This window comes from Sphingopyxis sp. CR5, from assembly GCF_059693785.1.
Map to the genome: position 1 here is coordinate 297978 of NZ_JCATIE010000005.1, position 20936 is coordinate 318913.

The 20936-nt window shown below is 65.4% G+C and carries 19 protein-coding genes; 10 read left to right on the forward strand and 9 right to left on the reverse strand.

The window, feature by feature from the left end:
• Positions 1 to 16: 16 nt before the first annotated feature.
• The 6 genes from AC58D2_RS10035 to lgt all read right to left on the reverse strand — a co-directional run bounded on the left by AC58D2_RS10035 (position 17) and on the right by lgt (position 6243).
• On the reverse strand, positions 17 to 1342 hold the full coding sequence (locus tag AC58D2_RS10035) for a cystathionine gamma-synthase family protein (RefSeq protein WP_497389847.1): 1326 nt from the start codon (positions 1340 to 1342) through the stop codon (positions 17 to 19).
• Positions 1343 to 1415: 73 nt separating this feature from the next.
• Complete coding sequence (locus tag AC58D2_RS10040) at positions 1416 to 2822, reverse strand: SLC13 family permease (RefSeq protein WP_497389849.1); 1407 nt, start codon at positions 2820 to 2822, stop codon at positions 1416 to 1418.
• 200 nt (positions 2823 to 3022) lie between these two features.
• A complete protein-coding gene (gene pgeF, locus AC58D2_RS10045) occupies positions 3023 to 3790 on the reverse strand; it encodes a peptidoglycan editing factor PgeF (RefSeq protein WP_497389851.1) in 768 nt (255 codons plus the stop codon).
• Entirely contained in the window at positions 3787 to 4308 is a 522-nt protein-coding gene (locus AC58D2_RS10050; protein WP_497389853.1) for a GNAT family N-acetyltransferase, read from the reverse strand. Before AC58D2_RS10050 ends, pgeF begins: the two co-directional genes overlap by 4 nt.
• Entirely contained in the window at positions 4305 to 5342 is a 1038-nt protein-coding gene (locus AC58D2_RS10055; protein WP_497389967.1) for a class I SAM-dependent methyltransferase, read from the reverse strand. Before AC58D2_RS10055 ends, AC58D2_RS10050 begins: the two co-directional genes overlap by 4 nt.
• A gap of 25 nt (positions 5343 to 5367) precedes the next feature.
• On the reverse strand, positions 5368 to 6243 hold the full coding sequence (gene lgt, locus AC58D2_RS10060; RefSeq protein WP_497389855.1) for a prolipoprotein diacylglyceryl transferase: 876 nt from the start codon (positions 6241 to 6243) through the stop codon (positions 5368 to 5370).
• A gap of 76 nt (positions 6244 to 6319) precedes the next feature.
• On the opposite strand from lgt, the gene AC58D2_RS10065 reads away from it, so the two are divergent.
• The 5 genes from AC58D2_RS10065 (at position 6320) to AC58D2_RS10085 (ending at position 12476) form a co-directional block, all read left to right on the forward strand.
• Positions 6320 to 8026, forward strand: coding sequence for a class I adenylate-forming enzyme family protein (locus AC58D2_RS10065; RefSeq protein ID WP_497389857.1), 1707 nt, complete (start codon positions 6320 to 6322; stop codon positions 8024 to 8026).
• Between the two features lie 183 nt (positions 8027 to 8209).
• A complete protein-coding gene (locus tag AC58D2_RS10070; protein WP_497389859.1) occupies positions 8210 to 9049 on the forward strand; it encodes a cytochrome b/b6 domain-containing protein in 840 nt (279 codons plus the stop codon).
• Positions 9046 to 9825 carry a molybdopterin-binding protein gene (locus AC58D2_RS10075; protein ID WP_497389861.1) on the forward strand — a complete coding sequence of 260 codons (780 nt, stop codon included), beginning with the start codon at positions 9046 to 9048 and terminating at the stop codon, positions 9823 to 9825. Before AC58D2_RS10070 ends, AC58D2_RS10075 begins: the two co-directional genes overlap by 4 nt.
• Positions 9826 to 9855: 30 nt before the next feature.
• Positions 9856 to 11094 carry a class I SAM-dependent methyltransferase gene (locus tag AC58D2_RS10080; RefSeq protein WP_497389863.1) on the forward strand — a complete coding sequence of 413 codons (1239 nt, stop codon included), beginning with the start codon at positions 9856 to 9858 and terminating at the stop codon, positions 11092 to 11094.
• A 59-nt stretch (positions 11095 to 11153) separates the two neighbouring features.
• Positions 11154 to 12476 (forward strand): APC family permease, encoded by a 1323-nt coding sequence (locus AC58D2_RS10085; protein ID WP_497389865.1) that lies wholly within the window; start codon positions 11154 to 11156, stop codon positions 12474 to 12476.
• Here AC58D2_RS10085 and AC58D2_RS10090 read toward each other — a convergent pair.
• On the reverse strand, positions 12408 to 13760 hold the full coding sequence (locus AC58D2_RS10090) for an acyltransferase family protein (RefSeq protein WP_497389867.1): 1353 nt from the start codon (positions 13758 to 13760) through the stop codon (positions 12408 to 12410). The two genes, AC58D2_RS10085 and AC58D2_RS10090, sit on opposite strands and share 69 nt — an antisense overlap.
• A 173-nt stretch (positions 13761 to 13933) precedes the next feature.
• On the opposite strand from AC58D2_RS10090, the gene AC58D2_RS10095 reads away from it, so the two are divergent.
• The 4 genes from AC58D2_RS10095 to AC58D2_RS10110 all read left to right on the forward strand — a co-directional run bounded on the left by AC58D2_RS10095 (position 13934) and on the right by AC58D2_RS10110 (position 17693).
• Entirely contained in the window at positions 13934 to 15151 is a 1218-nt protein-coding gene (locus AC58D2_RS10095; RefSeq protein ID WP_497389869.1) for an argininosuccinate synthase, read from the forward strand.
• Between the two features lie 290 nt (positions 15152 to 15441).
• The gene (locus tag AC58D2_RS10100; protein ID WP_497389871.1) at positions 15442 to 15627 is read left to right on the forward strand and encodes a hypothetical protein; all 186 of its coding nucleotides are present in this window, start codon (positions 15442 to 15444) and stop codon (positions 15625 to 15627) included.
• A gap of 87 nt (positions 15628 to 15714) precedes the next feature.
• Complete coding sequence (locus AC58D2_RS10105) at positions 15715 to 16725, forward strand: threonine aldolase family protein (RefSeq protein WP_497389873.1); 1011 nt, start codon at positions 15715 to 15717, stop codon at positions 16723 to 16725.
• A complete protein-coding gene (locus AC58D2_RS10110) occupies positions 16722 to 17693 on the forward strand; it encodes a DMT family transporter (protein ID WP_497389875.1) in 972 nt (323 codons plus the stop codon). The genes AC58D2_RS10105 and AC58D2_RS10110 overlap by 4 nt, the downstream gene beginning before the upstream one ends.
• 148 nt (positions 17694 to 17841) lie before the next feature.
• On the opposite strand, the gene murA is transcribed toward AC58D2_RS10110, so the two are convergent.
• On the reverse strand, positions 17842 to 19125 hold the full coding sequence (murA, locus tag AC58D2_RS10115) for a UDP-N-acetylglucosamine 1-carboxyvinyltransferase (RefSeq protein WP_497389877.1): 1284 nt from the start codon (positions 19123 to 19125) through the stop codon (positions 17842 to 17844).
• Between the two features lie 151 nt (positions 19126 to 19276).
• Between murA and AC58D2_RS10120 the strand changes: the two genes are divergently transcribed.
• Positions 19277 to 20248 carry a DUF3011 domain-containing protein gene (locus tag AC58D2_RS10120; RefSeq protein WP_497389879.1) on the forward strand — a complete coding sequence of 324 codons (972 nt, stop codon included), beginning with the start codon at positions 19277 to 19279 and terminating at the stop codon, positions 20246 to 20248.
• A 76-nt stretch (positions 20249 to 20324) separates the two neighbouring features.
• Here the strand turns inward: AC58D2_RS10120 and AC58D2_RS10125 are convergent, their stop codons facing one another.
• Positions 20325 to 20924, reverse strand: coding sequence for a 2-hydroxychromene-2-carboxylate isomerase (locus tag AC58D2_RS10125; RefSeq protein WP_497389881.1), 600 nt, complete (start codon positions 20922 to 20924; stop codon positions 20325 to 20327).
• Between the last annotated feature and the right edge of the window lie 12 nt (positions 20925 to 20936).

A 20936-nucleotide genomic window follows, 5' to 3' on the forward strand; every position in this document is an offset into this window, starting at 1 on the left:
GGAGAGGGGGCCTTGCTCAGACCGCGGCAAGCGCCTGATCGAAATCGGCGATCAGGTCGTCGGCCTGTTCGATACCGATCGAAATGCGGACCAGATTGTCGGTGATACCAAGCGCCTTCTTGCGCTCGTCGGGTACCGACAGGTGGGTCATGGCGGCAGGATGGCTGGCGAGGGTTTCGGTGCCGCCGAGGCTGACCGCGAGCTTGGCGATCTTGAGCGCGTCGAGGAACCGGAAGCTCTCTTCCTCGCCGCCCTTGACGAACAGCGAGAAGGTCGACCCGGCGCCGGTGCAATGGCGGTCGAACACATCCTTTTGCGGCCCGTCTTTCAGGAAGCCGAGATAGCCGAGTCCCTCGACCTTGGGATGGTCGCGCAGAAAGGCGCAGACCTTTTCGGCATTTTCGCCGGCGCGGGTCATGCGCAGTTCGACGGTTTCCAAGCTGCGGAGCAGCATCCATGCGGTGTTGGGATCGCAGATCGTGCCGATCGTGTTGCGCATCATGCGGATCGGGCCGAGCCAGTGCTTCGAGCCGAGCACGCCGCCCGCGACGAGGTCGCTGTGGCCGCCGGCGTATTTGGTCAGGCTGTAGAGGACGATGTCGGCGCCGTGCTGGAGCGGGGCGGACCAGAGCGGGCCGAGAAACGTGTTGTCGATCGCGATCGGCGGCCGCGCATCGGCATCGAACGCGGCCTCGACCGCGGCGCGCATCGCCTGCACGTCGACCAGCGCGTTGGTCGGGTTCGCCGGGCTTTCGAGATAGACCATCGCGACCTTGCCGCCCTGCTTTGCCGCCATTTCCTTCGCGCGCGCCAGAATCGCGTCGATTTCGTCGCGCGAGGCTTCGGCGGGGAAATCGACGTAGGACGCGCCGAAGCGCGACAGGATACGCGCGATCAGCGTTTCGGTCGCGGCATAGAGCGGTCCCGAATGGACGATGACGTCGTTCATGCTGACATGCGCGAGAAGCAGCGTCGCGATCGCCGACATGCCGCTGGAAAAGACGAGGGCATCCTCGGCCTTTTCCCAAACGCCGAGCCGGGCCTCGAGGATTTCCTGGTTGGGCCCGTTGAACCGCGAGTAGACGAGGCCTTCGGCGCCCCCGGGACGCTTGCCCGTGATCCCTTCGAAATGGCGCTTGCCCGCGGCAGCACTTTCGAAGGCAAAGGTCGAGGTGAGGAAGATCGGCGGCTTCAGCGACCCTTCGGAGAGCATCGGATCATAACCATAGCCCATCATCAACGTCGACGGCGACAGCGCATGACCGCCGATTTCGGTGACGTCCTGCTTGGGCTTGCGGCGAACCGGGGCGCCGGTGAGTTCGTTGTTGTCGATTGCGGGCATATAGATTTCCTTGGGGTGGATTTAGTTTCTCTTGCAACTAGCGCGCTTCGACGGCCGCGTCACCCCGCCATTGTCATCCGATCGTCGCGATGGCCCAGATCACCCCGATCAGCAGCGGCACCCCGAAGCTGTCGAGCGCGAGCCCCGCGGTGAGCATCCGCGGCAGTGCGATATGCTCGGTCGCCCAGGCGATCGCGTTGGGGCCCGTTCCCGAGGGGAGCATGAAGCCCCAGCTTGCCGCCATCGCGACGGGTAGCGCGAGCAGGACCGGGTCGGCGCCGGTCGCGGCGATCAGCGCGGCGAGGACGGGGGTGATGCCGCTCGCGGTCGCGACATTGCTGGCAAATTCGGTGATCAGGATCGTGAGCGCGACGATAATCGCGGCCAGCGCGATGGTCGGAATCGACCCCAGCGGGGCGAGCACGCTGCCGAGCCAGGCGGCGAGGCCGCTGGCGGTGATCGAGGCGGCGAGCGCAAGGCCGCCGCCGAAGAGCATAATCACGCCCCACGGTGCGCGGTCGGCCTCTTTCCAGACGAGGAGCGGGCGGCCCGTGCCGTCGGGGACGACGAACAGCAGCAGGCTGCCCGCGACCGCGATGGTACCGTCGGTCAGCGCCCCCTTCGGCACCAGCGGTGCGAGCAGGGGCTGGACCATCCACAGCCCGACGACGAGCGCGACGATCGGCACGACGCGGCGCTCGGCGGCCGACCAGATCGCCTGGTGCCCGAGCGCCTTCGACGCCGCGGCGCCGTCGAAGGGATGGTGGGCAAGCCGCTGAACCCGGGCCAGGATGATCATCGCCGCCGGCACCGCGAGCGCGACGACCGGAATGCCGTAGAGCGCCCAGGTCGCAAAGCCGATGTGGAGGCCCAGCGCGCGTTCGATCAGGCCCGCTGCGATGGCATTGGTCGGGCTGCCGACCAGCGTGCCGAGGCCGCCGATCGACGCCGAGAAGGCGATGCCCATCATCACCGCACCCGCGAAGCCGCGCGTCTCCGCCGCTTCGACCCCGCCTGCGCGGAGCACGGCGAGGGCGATCGGCACCATGATCAGCGTCGTCGAGGTGTTCGAGATCAGCATCGACAGGATCGCGGTCGACGCCATGAAGGCGAAGAGCAGCCCGGTCGAGGTCGGCGGTGCGAGCTTGAGCAGCGCGAGCGCCAGCCGGCGGTGCAGGCCGACGCGCTCGATCGCGAGCGCGAGAAAGGCGCCGCCGAGGATCAGGAACAGGATCGGGTCATAATATTCGTTGGCGATGGCCTTCGCCGACATCACGCCGGCAAAGGGCGTGACGAGGAAAGGGAGCAGCGCGGTAACCGTCAGCGGCAGGGCCTCGGTCATCCACCATATCGCCATCAGCAGGGTCAGCGCGGCGATACGCCACGCGGGCAAGCTCATGCCCTCTGGCGCCGGGAGAGCGATCATGGCCAGAAAGACGATCAGGCCGCCGATCAGTCCGAAAAACCGTGTGCGCGTCATCGCTTCCCCCAAACCCGTCCTGTCACGCTTCCTCAAGGAAGCGGGGCGCCGGATCAAGCCCGCTATTTATTTCGGTCCCGGCGATCATTGCCAGTTCGTCTTGGCGAGGAGCGTAGCGACGAAGCAAATTCCAGCCCCGACGGGTCCCGACCCTAGCTGGAGATTGCCTCGCTCCGCTCGCAGTGACGCCCCAGGAAAGGCTATAATTTCAAACCGATCATCGACACTTGCCGGCCATAGCACGCCTCGCCGCGCAGGCAGGCGCGGCGATAGCTGTAGTAATCCTCTTCTTCGGCGCACGTATCCTGCCCGCCGATCGCGACCGTGCTCACGCCAGCCGCGGCGAGCCGTGACGCGACATAGGCGGCGATGTCGAACATCGCATGGCCGGGGCGCGCCGCGGCAAAGAAATGCTCGTTCGCCGGATCGTCGGACAGGAAGCGCCGAACGAAACCCTCGTCGACTTCATAGGAAGCGCGCCCGATACACGGGCCGATCGCCGCCGCAATATTGTCGCGGCGGGCGCCAAGGCGCTCCATCGCCGCGACGGTCGAGTCGGTGACCCCCGCAATCGCGCCCTTCCAGCCGGCATGGGCGGCCCCGACGACGCCGGCTTCGCGATCGGCCAGCAGCACGGGCACGCAATCGGCGGTGAGGATCGACAGCAGGATGCCGGGCGTCCGCGTCGCCAGGGCATCGGCCTGGGGCCGCATGGAGAGGTCGCTGGCGTCATCGACGATCACGCAGCGGTCGCCATGCACCTGATAGACGCCGGCGATTGCCGCACCCGGAAGCATCGCGCCTGCCGCCCGCGCCCGATTTTCCGCGATCAGCGCAGGATCGTCGCCCGATCCCAAGCCGCAATTGAGCGACGCGAGTTCACCCGTCGAAACGCCGCCCCGGCGCCCGAAAAATCCGTGCGGGATGCCCGCGAGCGGGAGTGCGGTGGTTTTATGAGCTGAGGTCACAGGTCGAGCCGCCAGATCCGGTCTTCGTCGATATGGTTGCCGACGCGGAACGCGTTGCGCCCGACGTCGGCGAAGCCGTAGCGACGATAAAAGGCCTGGGCGCGGCGGTTCTCGCCGAATACCGACAGATAGAGAATCGAGGCGCGCTCGCGTGCCCAGGCGATGCCCCATTCGATCAGCGCGGCGGCGACGCCGGTGCCTTTTGCCGTTTCGCCGACATAGAGCTGATGGAGTTCGATCGCATCCTCGGCCGGCTGGCCGGCGGGCAGGTCGAAGTCGAGGGGGCCGAGTTTGATGAAGCCCAGTATTCCGCTGCCTCCCGCGTCGCGGACGAGCGCGAGGGCCCAGGCAGGATCGGCGATCTGCGCGGCCAGCCGATGCGGAGGGTTCCAGCCGGCGAGGAAGATCGCAAGGTCGGCGGGATCGTAGATGTGACCAAAGGTGGCGACGAACGATGCTTCGGCAAAGGCCGACAAGGCATCGGCATCGGCCGGAGTCGCGATGTCGACGATGGTCATGCGACGGCTCCGATTTCGGGGAAGCCCTCGGGGCGGGGCCAGCCCGACGCGTGGACCGCCATGACCTTGAACAAATCACCCATCTGTTCGGCGTCGACAAGGCGATCGCGCTGGGTGCGCAGGTCGGCGCCGCGTTCGGGCGCGGTCCGGGCCAGTGCGTCGAGGCGCGCGTCGATGCCGAGGCGTTGCAGCCATGCGCCCTGTCCGACCGGTCCGAGCACCCGCGCGCCGGCTTGGCGGGCGGCAAAGGCAAGGGCGGCGAAATCGACATGGGTCGTCAGGTCGACCTCACCCGGGTCGGCGAACGGATCGGCAAACCGGTGGGCCTTTACGGCTTGCAGCGTATCGCCCGCCCTGGGGCCGCTGTAGCCGTAATCGATCGCCAGCATCGCGCCGCCGTGGCGCGAAAGGCGAAAAGCGCAGCTTTGCATGATAGCCGCGGCAACCGGCGCGGTTTCAACGATCGTCCCGTCGGATTGGTGACGGAGTGCCGGGGGGATGGCTTCGTCGGCCGGAATGTCTCCGGGCCTGGCCGCCAGGCCGTCCGCGGTTCGCACGACGGTGCGCTCTCGCCAGCCATCGGCGGTCATCTGATATTGGTGGATCGGCAGCGCATCGAAAAATTCGTTCGCCACGATGATCGGCGCCACGTCGTCGGGAAGGCCGGCAATATCGTCATGGTGGAGCGCCGCCGGGATGCGCGCGCTTTGGGCCGAGCGCAACGCCGGGCTCGTTTCCACGAAATGGATGCCCTGCGGTGTACAGCCGAAGCGAGCCATCGCCCGCAGCGCGTCGGCGGCAAGCGATCCGCGTCCGGGCCCGAGTTCGGCATAGCGGAAGGCCGGGCGCCCCGCGCGTTGCCACAGGTCGGCGATCCAGATGCCCACCATCTCTCCGAACATCTGGCTGATTTCGGGCGCGGTGGTGAAATCGCCGCCGGCGCCAAGCGGGTCGCGCGTTGCATAATAATGCGCGTTCGCGGCAGCCATATAGTCCGCAACGGTCATCGCGCGCTGCGCGGCGATCTGGAGCATCAATTGTTCGGGGGTCGGCGGGCCGTCAGGCAATGCTGTCGGTCCCCGCGACGGGTTCGACGCGCTGGCGGCGACCCTTGGCCGTTGCAACGAGCCAGGCGCCGGCGGCCAGCATCGGGATCGTCAGCGTCTGCCCCATCGTCAGCCCCCACGACAGCGTGCCGAGCTGCACATCGGGTTCGCGGACGAACTCGAGCGCGAAGCGGCTGAGTCCATAGATGATCGCCGCCATGCCGAACAGAAAGCCCGGCTTGTAGCGGGCATCGGTGCGCCAGAAGAAAAAGGCGAGGATCGCGAACATGACGATACCCTCGAGCCCCGCCTCGTACAGCTGGCTCGGGTGGCGCGGGTCCATCGTGCCGCTATGCGGAAAGATGATCGCCCAGGGCACGGTGGTCGGACGGCCCCACAGTTCGCCGTTCACGAAATTGGCAAGGCGACCGAAGAAAAGGCCGAACGGGACGACGCACGCGATATAGTCGCAGAAGCGCAGAAAGCTGAGCTTTTCCTTCTTCGTCACATACCAGATCGCGATCAGCACCCCGACCACGCCGCCGTGCAGCGACATGCCGCCATCCCACAGCCGCAAAATCTCTATCGGACTGCGAATGTAATTGCCGAGATTGTAGAAGAGCACATAGCCGAGGCGTCCGCCGACGATGATGCCGAGCATGGCATAGAAGATCATGTCGTCGGCGTGGCGGCGGGCCATCGGGGCGGCGGGCTGCGCGATCAGGCGCAGCAAATACCAGTAGCCGACAAAGATGCCGGCAAGATAGGCCAGCGCGTACCAGCGAATGGGCCAGCCGAACACGCTGAACGCGATGCTGCTGTTTTCGCCCATCAGATCGTTGAAATTGAGATATTGTGTCGCGTCGGCTAAGGTTGCAAAAAGAAACATATTGTCTCGGCCCTTCCCCAGGAGAGGCCTTCCCCATAGGGGGTAAGGCAAACGAGACCAAGAGGAGAGATAAAGGATGCCATCCGCGCTCGATCTGCGCCTGGAAGCCGCGTACGACCTGATCACCGGTCCGGGCGGGCCGATCCAGGTGGGGTCCATCGAAAAAAACGGGCGCGAGCTGCCCTTCATCACAAATGCGCCGTCGAATCTGGTCGATTATGTTGCCTTTTTTTGTGCGCAACATGGCGACGCGACCTTCCTTGTCGAAGGCAATGAGCGGCTGAGTTTCAGCCAGGTCTATGCCGCGGCGCGAAAGGTCGCGGCGGGGCTGGTCGACGGATATGGCGTGAAGCGCGGCGACCGTGTCGGCATTGCGATGCGCAACGCCAACGCATGGTGCGTCGCCTATGTCGGCGTCCTGATGGCGGGGGGATGTGCGACGCTGCTCAACGGCTGGTGGCAGGGCGGCGAACTCGCCGCGGGGATCGAGGATACCGAGACGAGCCTGGTGATCGCCGACCCGCAGCGCGCCGAACGGCTCGCGTGCGCGGAGCATCGCGCGAAGGTCATCACCCTCGACATCACGCGCCCGATCGACGAGGCGATCGCCCCGATCACCGACGCGGGCGGCAGCGAGGCGACGCCCTTGCCGCAACTCGGGGCGGACGATCTTGCCACGATCCTCTTCACGTCGGGGTCGACCGGTCAGTCGAAGGGCGCCTGGTCGCGGCACCAGGCCGTCGTGCAGGGCATTTTCAACTATGTCACGCAGACCGCGAGCATCGTCCACCTGCTGACCGAGGACGGTCAGATGTCGGATATCCAGCCCGCGACGCTGATTTGCACTCCGCTGTTTCACGTGACCGCCGAGATTCCGGTGTTCCTCCAGAGCTTCGCTCTCGGCCGCAAGCTGGTCCTGATGCCGAAATGGAATGCCGAGGAGGCGATGCGGCTGATCCAGGACGAACAGGTCAATTATTTCGTCGGCGTGCCGCTGATGAGCTATGAGATACTGGTCCATCCGAACCGGTCCAAATACGACCTGTCGACGTGCAAGAGCTATGCCGGCGGCGGTGCGCCGCGCCCGCCCGAGCATGTGAAGCGCCTGTCGACCGAGATGGGCGAGGGCAAGCCGCTGCTCGGCTATGGCCTGACCGAGACCAATGCGGTCGGGTGCGGGATCATCAACGAAAATTATCTCGAAAAGCCGACGTCGACCGGCCCCGCGTCGAAGCCGCTCGTCGACCTCGCGATCCTGGACGACCGGGGCGAGCCGTTGCCGCAGGGGCAGGTGGGCGAGGTGTGCATCCGCTCGATCTGCAATTTCGAGGGCTATTGGAACAACGAGGCGGCGACGAAGGCGGCCTTTTTCGACAACGGCTATTTCCGCACCGGCGACCTCGGCTATCTCGACGAGGACGGCTATCTGTTCATCGTCGATCGCAAGAAGGATATCATCATCCGCGGCGGCGAGAATATCAGCTGCCAGGAAGTCGAGGCGGCGATCTACGAGCATCCCGACGCAAAGGAATGCGCGGTGTTCGGCTTGCCCGACGAACGGCTGGGCGAGGTCGTCGGCGCGGTGGTGTGGATGGCGCCGGGCAGCAAGGCCGATGCCGCGATGCTGACCGAATTCCTGTCCGAACGGCTCGCGCCGTTCAAGGTGCCGGTCAAGATCTGGATGGCGTCCGATTCGCTTCCGAAGCTCGGCAGCGAAAAGATCGACAAGGTCAGCCTGCGCAGCCGGTACCGCGAGGAATATGCCGCGGAGCCTGCGGCGTAACCGGAACGGGCCGCACGCCGAACCCCTTCAAGCCCCTCCCCTTCAGGGGAGGGGTTGGGGTGGGGGCTGTCGAGGTTGCGCAAGGCCGATGCCCCCCACCCCACTACGACTAGGCAGCAAGCTGCCAAGTCTTCGTTGCCCCTCCCCTGAAGGGGAGGGGCTGTAGAGGGAGTGCTGGAAACGATGAACGACGCTGCCCCGACAGCCGTGCCGCCACCCGAACGCGTTTATCGCCACCGGCTGCCGACACGCATCTGGCATTGGGTGAATGCGGTGACGTTGCTCGTCCTGCTGATGAGCGGCCTGATGATCTTCAACGCCCATCCACGCCTCTATTGGGGACAATATGGCGCGAATTACGACCATGCCTGGCTTGCGATCGGGGCGACCGAGACAACGGGATTCCTGCGCGTCGGTTCGTTGCGGGTGGAAACGACGGGCGTGCTCGGTCGCTGGACCGATGCAGACGGAGCCGAGCAGACATGGGCCTTCCCTGGCTGGGCGACCATCCCGACGCGGTATAGCCTGGCCGATGGGCGGCGGTGGCACCTGACGTTCGCGTGGGTGCTCGCGATCGCGCTGACGCTCTATATGCTCTGGACGGCATTCGGCGGGCATCTGCGCAAGGATCTGCACGTCCGGCGCGGCGAGTGGTCGCCGCGGCATATCTGGCAGGATATCAAGGATCATGCGCGACTGCGCTTCCCGACCGGCGAAGCCGCGGCGCGGTATAATATCCTGCAGAAGCTGTCGTATATCGGCGTGATCTTTATCCTGTTGCCGCTGATCATCGCGACCGGGCTGACCATGTCGCCGGGGTTCAACGCGACCGCGCCGTGGCTGCTCGATCTGTTCGGCGGGCGGCAGTCGGCGCGCTCGATCCATTTCATCGTCGCGTGGCTGCTCGTCCTCTTCTTCCTCGTCCATATCGCGATGGTGCTGCTGGCCGGACCGGTGAACGAGGTGCGCTCGATGATCACCGGCTGGTTCAGCCTGCCGGCGAAGACGGGGCGCCCCGAATGAGCCAGCTCATCCTCCCGCGCCGCGACCTGATCCGCCGCGCCGGCGGCCTCGTCGCCGCGGCGGGCGCGTTGCCGCTCTTGTCGGGCTGCGACGCGATCAACGATGCCGAGCCGGTGCGCAAGATCCTCTCGCTCGGCGAGGAGATGCACCTCGCGAGCCAGCGCGCGCTGACCGACCGCGATGCGCTCGCACGCGAATTCACCCGCGCCGACCTGTCGCCCGTGTTCCGCTCGAACGGGACGCGGATGCCGGCCGGAGCCGACTATGCCGCGCATGTCGCGCGCGGCTTTGCCGATTGGCGCCTGCGGGTCGGCGGCCTTGTCGCGCGGCCGCTGGCGCTGTCGATGGCCGATATTCGCGCGATGCCGCAGCGTACCCAGATCACGCGCCATGATTGTGTCGAGGGATGGAGCGCGATCGGCCAGTGGACGGGCGTGCCGCTGCGCCGCATTCTGGCCGCAGCCGGCCTTCGCGACACCGCGCGCTATATCGTCTTTCGCTGTGCCGACCGGATCGGCGACGCCGATTATTACGAAAGCTGCGACATGGTCGACGCGCAGCATCCGCAGACGATTCTGGCCTGGGCGCTCAACGGCGCAGCGTTGCCGATTGCCAATGGCGCGCCGCTGCGCCTGAGGGTCGAACGCCAGCTCGGTTACAAGCAGGCCAAATATCTGACCGCGATCGAAGCGGTCGCCAGCCTCGACCGCGTCGGCGCGGGCAAAGGGGGTTACTGGGAAGATCGCGTGGACTATGAATGGTATGCTGGTATCTGATTCCAACACAGACGATTGGAAAGGTCGCCCATGTCCATTCTCCACCCCTTCCTGTCACGCGTCATCCGTCAGGGCCAGCTGACGGTCATATCCCCGGGCGGGGCACGCGAAATTTTCGGCACTCCCGCGCCCGGTTTTCCCGACGTGACGGTACGGTTCGCGAGTCGGAAGGGCATGCGCCGGATCATCCTCGATCCGCGGCTCGGCGCGGCTGAGGCGTTCATGGGCGGCGAAATGCGGATCGACGAGGGCGATATCATGGAGCTGATCCAGCTTCTTCGCGCGAATACGCCCTGGGACAGGGGCGGCAAGCTGAAGGAGCGCGGCCCGGTCGGCGAGGCCGCCGACTGGATCAAGACGCGAATAAACTCGATCAATCGCCGCAGCCGTTCGCGCTCGAACGTCGCGCATCATTACGATATCGGGAATGATCTCTATCGGCTCTTTCTCGACAGCGACATGCAGTATAGCTGCGCCTATTGGCCCCGCGAGGACATGACGCTGGAGGCGGCCCAAGAGGCGAAAAAGGCGCATATCGCCGCCAAGCTCGCGCTTGCGCCAGGGCAGTGCATCCTTGACATCGGATGCGGCTGGGGCGGCATGGCGATCACGCTCGCCAAGCTTGTCGACGTGCAGGTGCTGGGCATTACCCTGTCCGAAGAGCAACTCGGGCTCGCCAAGGACCGTGCGGTCGCGGAAGGGGTCGCAGACCGCGTGACCTTTGAACTGATCGATTATCGCGACCTGGCCGACCGTGAACCGGGCCGCTTTGACCGCATCGTGTCGGTCGGCATGTTCGAGCATGTCGGTGCGCGCAATTTCGAGACGTTTTTTCGCGCCTGTGCCAATTTGATGACCGCCGAAGGGGTGATGCTGGTCCATACGATCGGTCGCTTCGGCAAGCCGGGATCGACCGACGCCTTTACGCGCAAATATATCTTCCCCGGCGGCTACATCCCGGCGCTCAGCGAGACCGTCGCGGCAAGCGAGAAAAGTCGCCTGATCGTCACCGACGTCGAAACGCTCCGCCTCCATTATGCGCTGACCTTGCGTCAATGGTATGCGCGGACGCTGGCGCACCGGGACGAGATCGTCGCGATGATGGGCGATCGCTTCTTTCGCATGTGGACCTTTTACCTGGCCGGCGCGACCGCGGCGTTCGAAAACGGCGGCATGGGCAATTATCAGATCCAGTTCGCGCGCAGCCGGCATGCGTTGCCGCTGACGCGCGACTATATGGCAGGGGCCGAAGCGGACTATCTGGAATAGGAATGCGCGGTCGGACGGGCTAACCTCCAGAAAAATGCGGGCAATCGAAGGAGCCGTTGGTGAGCGACGACAAGCGGGAAACGCTGGGGCTGAGCGCGGCCTGGGCAATGGCGGTCGGGGGCATGATCGGCGGCGGGATTTTCTCGGTGCTCGGGGTCGTGATCGAACAGGCGGGGCGGCTCGCCTGGCTGAGCTTCCTGATCGGGGGTGCGATCGCGCTGGCGACGGGGTGGAGCTATAGCCGGCTGACCGTGCGCGGCGGCCGCAGCGGCGGGGTCTATCACTTCCTGCGCCAAAGCAAGCAGCATGGCGCGGCGGCGGCGGTCGCCTGGGTATTGATCGTCGGCTATATCCTGACCGTATCGGTCTATGCCCACACGTTCGGTGCCTATGTCGCGCACAGTTTCGGCGCCTCGTCCTTCGTCAGCCATATTCTGGCGATCGCGATCATCGCTGCGATCACCGGCGTCGTGTTGCTCGGCGTCGGCGAGAGCGCGCTGACCGAAAAGATACTGGTGTTCGGGAAGTTGCTCGTTCTCGGCGCGCTCGCGGTCGCCGGATTGTGGCATTGGCAACCCGACCAGCTGTCGCCCGCCGGCGAGCATGTCACCGTTGGCGGCGCGATCGTCGGTGCGGCGCTCGTCTTCATGGCCTATGAGGGGTTCCAGCTGCTTGCCTATGACTATGAGGTGATGGCGAAGGCCCGGCGCAACCTGCCGCTGTCGATGATGACCGCGATCGCGGCGGTGATCGTCATCTATATCGCAGTTGCTCTGGGAGCGGCGATGCTGGTCGGCGCCGACCGTATCGTGGCCGACAAGGAGGTCGCGCTTGCCGCCGCGGGCAGCGCGGCGTTCGGCAAACCCGGCCTGATCGTGGTCACGATGGCCGCGGCCTTTTCGACGGGTTCGGCGATCCTCGCGACGGTCTTTGGCACCTCGCGGCTCGCACAGCGGGTCGAAGGCGAAGGCGATTTGCCCGACCTGTTCGGCCGGACGAACAGCGAGGGTGTTCCCTTTGCCGCAACGCTGCTGATTTCGGGCGGGGCAATGGTCCTGACGCTGATCGGCAGCCTGGGGCAGCTCGTCGAGGCCGCAAGTCTGGTCTTCCTGCTGACCTTCGCGACGGTCAATTTCATCGGCTGGCGCCGCGAGGCGGTCCATCCGGCGATCGGCGTCGGGGGATTTGCGGGCGCAATCGTCGCATCGCTGTTGCTGGCGCGGCGGCTGTTCGAACAGAATCCGGTGGAGCTTGTCGCGATCGTTGCGGCGCTGGCGCTGGCGATCGGATATGGATTGTGGCGCGAACGGAGGCTAGCGGCTTCGCAGGACGAGGCGGCGCGCCGGACCGAAGCCGACGAGCGCGGCTCCGGCCAGCGGTAGGGCGACGACCCACAATCGAACGCCGGTCGCGCCATGTGGGCTTGCGATACTGATTGCAGCCGTCAGCGCCAGCCCCGAACAGATCATCAGCATCCCCGCAATCAATCGCCAGTGCGCGATGCCGTCCCCCCCGCCGGATCCGGTGCTCCGTTCGAACCGCGAAAAGCCCAGGATCAACGGCAACAGGACGAGACTGTAGAGCGCGAACCACGGGGGGCGCGCAAACCACCAGGCGGCGCTGCCCGGCACGAGGCCCAGCCCGGCGCCGCCCAATACCCACGCCGCGACCACGACCAGGACAAAGGCGGTAAGATGCCAAAGATAGACGGTCATGATCATCCCGTTCACGAGCACGACCGCGGTCCAGGCGGCAGGGCGGTCGAGCAGCGCGCGGGCGGGCCGTTCCAGCGAGAGGGCCAACCCCGTCTGCGTCACGCCGAGCGCAAGCAAGGCAAGGGTCGGCGGCATCGAATTGCTCAAGGTGGCGCCGGGCACGCCGATCATCGCGACCGGATAGGGGCCCACGCCGATCAGGAGCGACAGCGCCGCCAGGCCCGCGGTTCCCCACATGGCGGCGACCCGGGGCTTTGCGAAGGCGCCCGTCTGCCACGCGTAGCCGAGCTGGTGGATGGCAACCCAGACGAAGAGGAAGTTCAGGAAATTGACATAAGGAAGGCCGCCGATGAGCGCGGCGGCATCGATCGCCGCGGCGCCACCCACCAGCACCCCGAACGAGCGCCAGCGGAACCGCGCCCACGCGCGCCAGCTAATCGGGGTCAAGGCCGTGACGATCAGGTAGACGGCGAGAAACCACACGGGGATCAGCGCGAGTTGGACCGCCATCTTGACGATACCGCGATCGATGCCGAGCGAGGTGCCGAAGAAGGCGAAGAGCGACCAGGCGATCAGAACGGGCAGAACGGGGTTGATCAGTCGCCGGATCCGCGCCGCGAACCAGTCGGCGAAGCGCCGGCCTTCCCGTTGACCGGCAGCCCAGGACGCGCCGTTGGAAAAACCGCCGACGAGGAAGAACAGCGGCATGACCTGGAACCCCCAGGTCAGCCACTGTGTCCACGGCAATATACCGAGCAGATGCCCGCCTTCGACCGCACCGCCGCGCATATAGGGGGCTGCGACCAGCCAGTGGCCGACAACCACGGCGAGAATCGAAAAAGCGCGCAGGAAATCGACATAGCGATTGCGCTCGGGCGGCGCCTGCCGCGCCATAACGCCGGCTCTCGCCCAGAGGCCTTGCGGCCGGCTTCGCCGATATGGAACGGTCATCTTATCTCTCCGGTCGCCTGGCGGATCGTGTCTGCCGCCTAAAGGATGATAAATCGTTAGGGCCGGCCAGCAAGCCGGATGGGCCTATACAAGGACCAAGGCCGCAATCCGGTTGCGTGGCGGGCGGTGCCCTGCTAGCCGCGCCCGCGTCCATTCCAGCAAGGGTTCCAGCCATGTCCGAGTCCATCAAGCGCGTCGTCCTGGCCTATTCGGGCGGCCTCGACACCAGCGTGATCCTGAAATGGCTGCAGGTGACCTATGGCTGTGAGGTCGTGACCTTTACCGCCGACCTGGGGCAGGGCGAAGAGCTGGAGCCGGCGCGCGCCAAGGCCGAGCTGATGGGAATCAAGCCCGAGCATATCTATATCGACGACGTCCGCGAGGAGTTCGTGCGCGACTTCGTCTTTCCGATGATGCGCGCCAATGCTCGTTATGAGGGCGACTACCTGCTCGGCACCTCGATCGCGCGCCCGCTGATCTCCAAGCGGCTGGTCGAGATCGCGCACGAAACGGGCGCCGACGCGGTTGCGCACGGCGCGACGGGCAAGGGCAACGACCAGGTGCGCTTCGAATTGTCCTGCTACGCGCTCGACCCCGACATCAAGGTCATCGCGCCGTGGCGCGAGTGGGATTTGACGAGCCGCACCGCGCTGATCGATTTCGCCGAGAAGAACCAGATTCCGGTCCCCAAGGACAAGCGCGGCGAAAGCCCGTTTTCGACCGACGCCAACCTTCTTCACACGTCTTCGGAAGGCAAGGTGCTGGAAGACCCGTGGCAGGAAACCCCCGACTATGTCTATTCGCGCACGGTGAACCCCGAGGACGCGCCCGACGCGCCCGAATATATCACGATCGATTTCGACAAAGGCGACGGGGTCGCGCTCAACGGGCAGGCGATGTCGCCCGCGACGCTGCTTGCGGCCCTCAACGACCTTGGCCGCAAACATGGCATCGGCCGCCTGGACCTGGTCGAGAACCGCTTTGTCGGCATGAAGTCGCGCGGCATGTACGAGACACCCGGCGGCGAAATCTATGCCCGGGCGCATCGCGGAATAGAGAGTATCACGCTCGACCGCGGCGCGGCGCACCTGAAAGACGAGCTGATGCCGAAATATGCGGAGCTCATCTACAACGGCTTCTGGTTTGCGCCCGAGCGCGAGATGCTGCAGGCGGCGATCGACCACAGCCAGGAGAAGGTGTCGGGCACCGTGCGGCTGAAGCTCTACAAGGGCAATGCGAGCGTCGTCGGGCGCAAGTCGCCGAACAGCCTGTACAGCGAGGCGCATGTGACCTTCGAGGACGATGCCGGCGCCTATGACCAGAAAGATGCGGCCGGCTTCATCAAGCTGAACGCGCTGCGTCTGAAGCTGCTGGCCAAGCGCGATCGCTGACCCTTCCCCGCAAGCGGTGATCGCCGCGCGCGACTCGGGCGATCCCGACGGGACGCCGATGGACTTTCGGGCCTGCCGACGCGGGCATCGGCACGGCTGTCCCGTTTCGGTTCATCGTGAATTGCGCCCGTTGACGCGCCAAAGCGCTGATATCGCCGGGTTGATCGATCGGACGCTATCTTGCCCCTGATCCGTAAAACTACGTAATTTTACTACCATAATTGCAGCAATTTGATAAGATATGGGAAACCATAATCGGAGGGGTTGCTGCCAAATTCAGGGTAGTAAATATGCAAGAGTTCGCGCCTGCAACAAATTCCGAGCATGAATGGCGGGTATGCCGCCTGATGTTTCCCCGGGTCGGGGTGCTTGTCGACCGCCACGGCCTGCACAAGCGGCTGATCATGCCGGGCGCATATTATGCCCGGCGCTCGCGCAGCATGGGCCGCTGGATTTATCGTCGCCGTACAGCCTGACGGGCGACGCGTTCCGCCGTTGGGCGGTCGGTGCGAGACGCTATGAAGCATTAGCGTGGCGCGTCGTCCTGCGCTAAGGGCGGGGTCATGACCGCTACCCGCTTTTTTTCCGACAATGCCGCCGCCGTTCACCCCGCCGTGATGGAATCGCTCGCCGCGGCGAACCATGTCGATACGGCGTATGACGGCGACGCGCTCAGCCAGTCGCTCGACGGAGCCTTTTCGGAATTGTTCGAAACCGAATGCGAAGTCGTGTGGATTCCGACCGGAACCGCGGCGAACAGCATCATCCTCGCGCATTTCGTGCGGCCCTGGCAGGGAATCCTCTGTTACGAAGAAGCGCATATCGAGGTCGACGAGTGCGGTGCGCCCACCTTTTACTCGGGCGGGGCCAAGCTGATGCCGCTGCCGGGGCGCGGGGCAAAGATCGACGCCGATGCGCTCAAGACCAGATTGGCCGGCATTCGCAAGGATGTGCATCAGGTGCAGCCCGCGGCGATCAGCATCACCAACGCAACCGAATATGGTCTGACCTGGCAAGCCGACGAAATCGGCGCGATCAGCGAGGTGGCGAGGGCCGAAGGGTTGAAGCTGCACATGGACGGCGCCCGCTTTGCCAATGCGGTCGCCTATCGCGATTGCGCACCGGCCGACGTGACCTGGCGCGCGGGTGTCGATGCGCTGTCGTTCGGGTTCACGAAGAATGGCGCGATGATGGCCGAAGCGATCATATTCTTTGGCGGCAGCGGCGGGGCGGGGGTTCGCGAACTGAAGAAGCGCGGCGGCCATTTGCTGAGCAAGGGACGCTTCGTCGCGGCGCAGATCCGCGCGATGCTGAAAGACGATCTGTGGCTTGCCAATGCGCGCGCCGCCAATGCCGGCGCGGCGGCGCTGGCGCGGGCGTGCAGCGGCCGGCTGATGTATCCCGTCGAGGCGAACGAACTGTTCGTCCGCCTGACCGCCGACGAGGCGGCACGGCTGCGCGCAGCGGGTTTCGACTTTTATGATTGGGGCGAAGGCGCGGCGCGCCTGGTCGTGAGCTGGGACCAGGACGCGGCCGCCGTGGCGCGGTTCGCGGCCGCGATCGAGGCGCTATGACCGACGCGCAGCCGACGCTGCTCAGCCCGCGCGTCTTCCTTCCTTTCGCCTTCGTCACCCTGATCTGGGGATCGACGTGGATCGTGATCAAGGGGCAACTCGGCATCGTTCCGCCAAGCTGGTCGGTCGCCTATCGCTTTGGGGTCGCGGCGGCGGCAATGTTCGTCTTTGCCCTGATCCGCCGCGAGAAATTGCTGCCTGGAGTGCCGGCACTCGCGTTCGCAGCCGCGCTCGGGCTCGCGCAATTCGCGCTCAACTTCAATTTCGTCTACCGTGCCGAACAGCATATCACCTCCGGCCTGGTCGCGGTGCTGTTCGCATTGCTGATCGTCCCGAACACGCTGTTCGGGCGGTTGGTGCTCAAGACGCCGCTGGCAGGGCGCTTCCTGCTCGGGGCCGGCATTGCGATCGGCGGCGTCGCGCTGATGATCGTCCATGAATATCGCGCCGCGGCGCTCGATCCGGAGGCGGTGCTGGCGGGAACGGCGCTGACGCTGACCGGCGTCCTGTGCGCCTCCACCGCCAATATCATGCAGGGAACCGGCTTTGCGCGCGCGCAGTCGATGGTGGTGATGATCGCATGGGGCATGGCGTTCGGCGCGCTGGGCGACGCGATCTTTGCCTGGATTACGACCGGGCCGCCGGTGATCGAGACGCGCTTTTCCTATCTGGGCGGAATCTTCTACCTCGGCGTGGTGGCGAGTGCCGTGACCTTTCCACTCTATTTCGGCGTCATTCGCGCGGTCGGCCCCGGGCAGGCGGCATGGTCGAGCGTGCTGATCCCGATCATCGCGATGGGGTTTTCAACCGTCTTCGAAGGCTATCGCTGGGCGCCGCTGTCGATCGCCGGTGGAGCGGTCGCGCTCGTCGGACTGGTGATTGCGGTCGCGAAGCGGCCGGAGAAACCCTCGGTAAGCGGCAATATGGTGTCGCTGCCGGTCAGCGACCGTCCATCCGACGGCGCTTGATAACCAGGCCGTCGCCGCCAGTCGACCACGCCTTGCGGGTCCCGGTCTCCGGGATCGGGCGGCCCGCACTATCGGCGGCACGCCCGTCGTCGACGCCTTGATCGCGCGTCTTTGCGGCGCATGCCAGATAGGGATGCGATCCCATCGCCTAGCCGGCGCTGATCCGTTCGATATCGGCGCCGACCGCCTGAAGCTTTTCCTCGAGCCGTTCGTAGCCGCGATCGAGATGATAGACGCGGTTGACCTCGGTCTGTCCCTCGGCAGCGAGGCCCGCGATTATCAGGCTCATCGAGGCGCGCAGGTCGGTCGCCATCACCGGGGCGCCGACCAGTGCATCGACGCCGCGGACGATCGCGGTGCGTCCCTTGACCTGGATGTCGCAGCCCATGCGCGCGAGTTCGGGAACGTGCATGTAGCGGTTTTCGAAGATCGTTTCGGTGAACAGCGACGCCCCGCTGCCGAGCGTCGCCATCGCCATGAACTGCGCCTGCATGTCGGTCGCGAAGCCGGGATAAGGGGCGGTCGACAGGGTCACGGGCTCGGCGCGGCCCGACATCGCGACGCGGATGCCGCCTTTTACGTCTTCGACCGTGGCGCCCGCGGCGCGCAACGCGGCGAGGGTCGCCTCCATCTCCGACGCCTTCGCGCCGACAAGTTCGACGTCGCCTTCGGTAATCACCGCGGCACAGGCATAGCTCCCCGCCTCGATACGGTCGGCCATCACGCGATAGGTGGCACCATGAAGGCGATCGACGCCTTCGATCGTCAGCGTTTCGGTGCCGATGCCGTCGATCTGTGCCCCCATCGCGACAAGGCAATTGCACAGGTCGACGATCTCTGGCTCGCGCGCGGCGTTTTCCAGAACGCAGGTACCGTTGGCGAGCACCGCGGCCATCACCGCATTTTCGGTCGCGCCGACCGACACGACGGGAAAGGTGAATTTGCCGCCCGCAAGCCGGCCGCCCGGTGCGCTGGCTTTGACATAGCCCGAGGCAAGCTCGATCTCCGCGCCAAAGGCTTCGAGCGCTTTCAGGTGGAGATCGATCGGCCGATTGCCGATCGCGCAGCCGCCGGGGAGCGATACGGTCGCTTCGCCGGCGCGGGCGAGCAGCGGGCCGAGGACGAGGATCGAAGCGCGCATTTTGCGCACGATATCATAGGGCGCGACGGTCGAGGTGAGGGTAGTCGCGCGCGCGGTCATCACGCGCCCGAAATCCTCCGGCCGCGACCCTTCGATCGTGGTCGAACAGCCGAGCTGGTTGAGCAGGTGGCCAAAGCCATCGACGTCGGCGAGGCGCGGCAGGTTTCGGAGGGTCAGCGGCTCGTCGGTCAACAGCGCGCAGGGCAGCAGGGTGAGCGCGGCGTTCTTGGCGCCCGAGATGGGGATACGGCCCTTGAGTCGCTGGCCGCCGCGAATGACGATCTGATCCATCGGGCGTCTTTAGCCGATGCACGCGGGCGTGCAAGCGCCGCGCCTCCATCGAATTTGGCGATGGCGCTTATCCCGCAAACGTGGGATGATCCGGGCCTGGACGAAAGGATGAAGGCTTAGCGGATCGGGACAGTCGAACAGGGAGGGTATGATGGCGAGGCATTTTGTTTCTGCGACGCTCGTGACGTCGCTGGTGGCGACGCAGCTTGGAATACCGGGACCGGCAATCGCACAAAGTACGGCGAGTTCCTATTCGAGCCAGCGCTATGCCGGCAGCATCCGGTGCGAATCGCGAAACAATCGACGTCAGACGTGCCGGGTCGCCACGCAGAATCGCGTCGCCATAAAGCGCGTTATCGGCGGCGACTGCGCCAAGGGGCGCGGCTGGGGCTTTACAGCCGACCAGATCTGGGTTGCTGGCGGATGCCGCGCCGAATTCTATTATGGCTATGCGAATGGCGGAGGGACCTATCCGACACCGTTGCCGCAGCCGGTGCGCGATTTCGCCGGCACCCTCCGCTGCGAATCGCGCAACAAGGATTATCAGCAGTGCCGGGCGAATACGCAGGATCGCGTGGAATTGCTGCGCAAGATTAGTGGCAAGTGTAATGCCGGGCGGCAATGGGGCTGGTCGTCGACCTATATCTGGGTGACGAAAGGATGCCGCGCGGAATTCGGCTATGGCTATGCAAATACGAGGCCGCCCGAGGACGACAAGGACAAGGGACCGAGTACGGGGCTGATCATCGGCGGCATTGTCGTTGCCGGTGGCCTGCTCGCGCTGCTGGCCAGCAAGAAGAAAAAGAAGGACGGTGCGGCGACAGAGACGAGTCCCGAAACGAGCTATGCGGGCGGGCCGCCGGCGACGCTCAGCGCCGATCTGGGCGCGCTGCCGGTTGCCTCTCGGCCCTCGGTGCAGAATTGCATGACCGACGCCGCCAGGCAGGTCGGAGCGACGGGAGGGACGCGGCTTTCCTATGACCGGCTGATTCACCTTGAGCAGGGCAACGGCGGCTGGCGTATCCGCGCGGCGATGACCGCGACCTACCCCGACGGCCCCCAGGCGCTGGAACTCTATTGCCGTGCGACACCCAGCGAGATCATCCAGCTCGATATGAACTAGGGATTGGTTCCGGGATTTCGTCCTGGGCATGCAAAAGCGCGCCACCCCCGCCAGCGACGGGGGTGGCAAGTCGGGGTCAGGCGAGTGCCTCTTCGACCTGCCCCAAACGGTCCTTGCCGAAGAACATCCGGTCGCCGACGAAGAAGGTCGGGATGCCGAACACGCTGCGCGCGACCGCCGCTTCGGTATTCGCGGCGAGTTTGGCCTTGATCGCCGGCTCCTGCGTCCGCGCGAGCAAGGCGGGGCCGTCGAAGCCGTTTTCGGAAAGGAAGGCCGCGGCAACCTCGGCGTCGTCCATCTTGAGGCCCTGTTCCCACATGGCGCGGTTTACCGTGTCGACATAATCATCGAGCACGCCTTCGTCCTCCGCGACGATCGCGCCGCGCATGACCAGCAGCGTGTTGACGGGGAAATGCGGATTGAGCCGGAAGCGCGCCAGTCCGTGGCTTTCGATGAAGCGCCGCATCTCGAGATTTTCATAGGCGAGCTTCGCCGGCACCTCGGCATATTGCAGCATCGGCGCCCGGTTGCCGGTCGCCTTGAAGATGCCGCCGAGCAGGCAGGGCGTGATGACGAGTTCGGCGCCCGTACGCTCGAGCAGGTCCGGCAGGACCTGCATCGCCAGATAGGCGTTGGGGCTGCCGAAATCGAAGATGAATTCGAGGGTCTTGGTCATGATTTGCTCCTG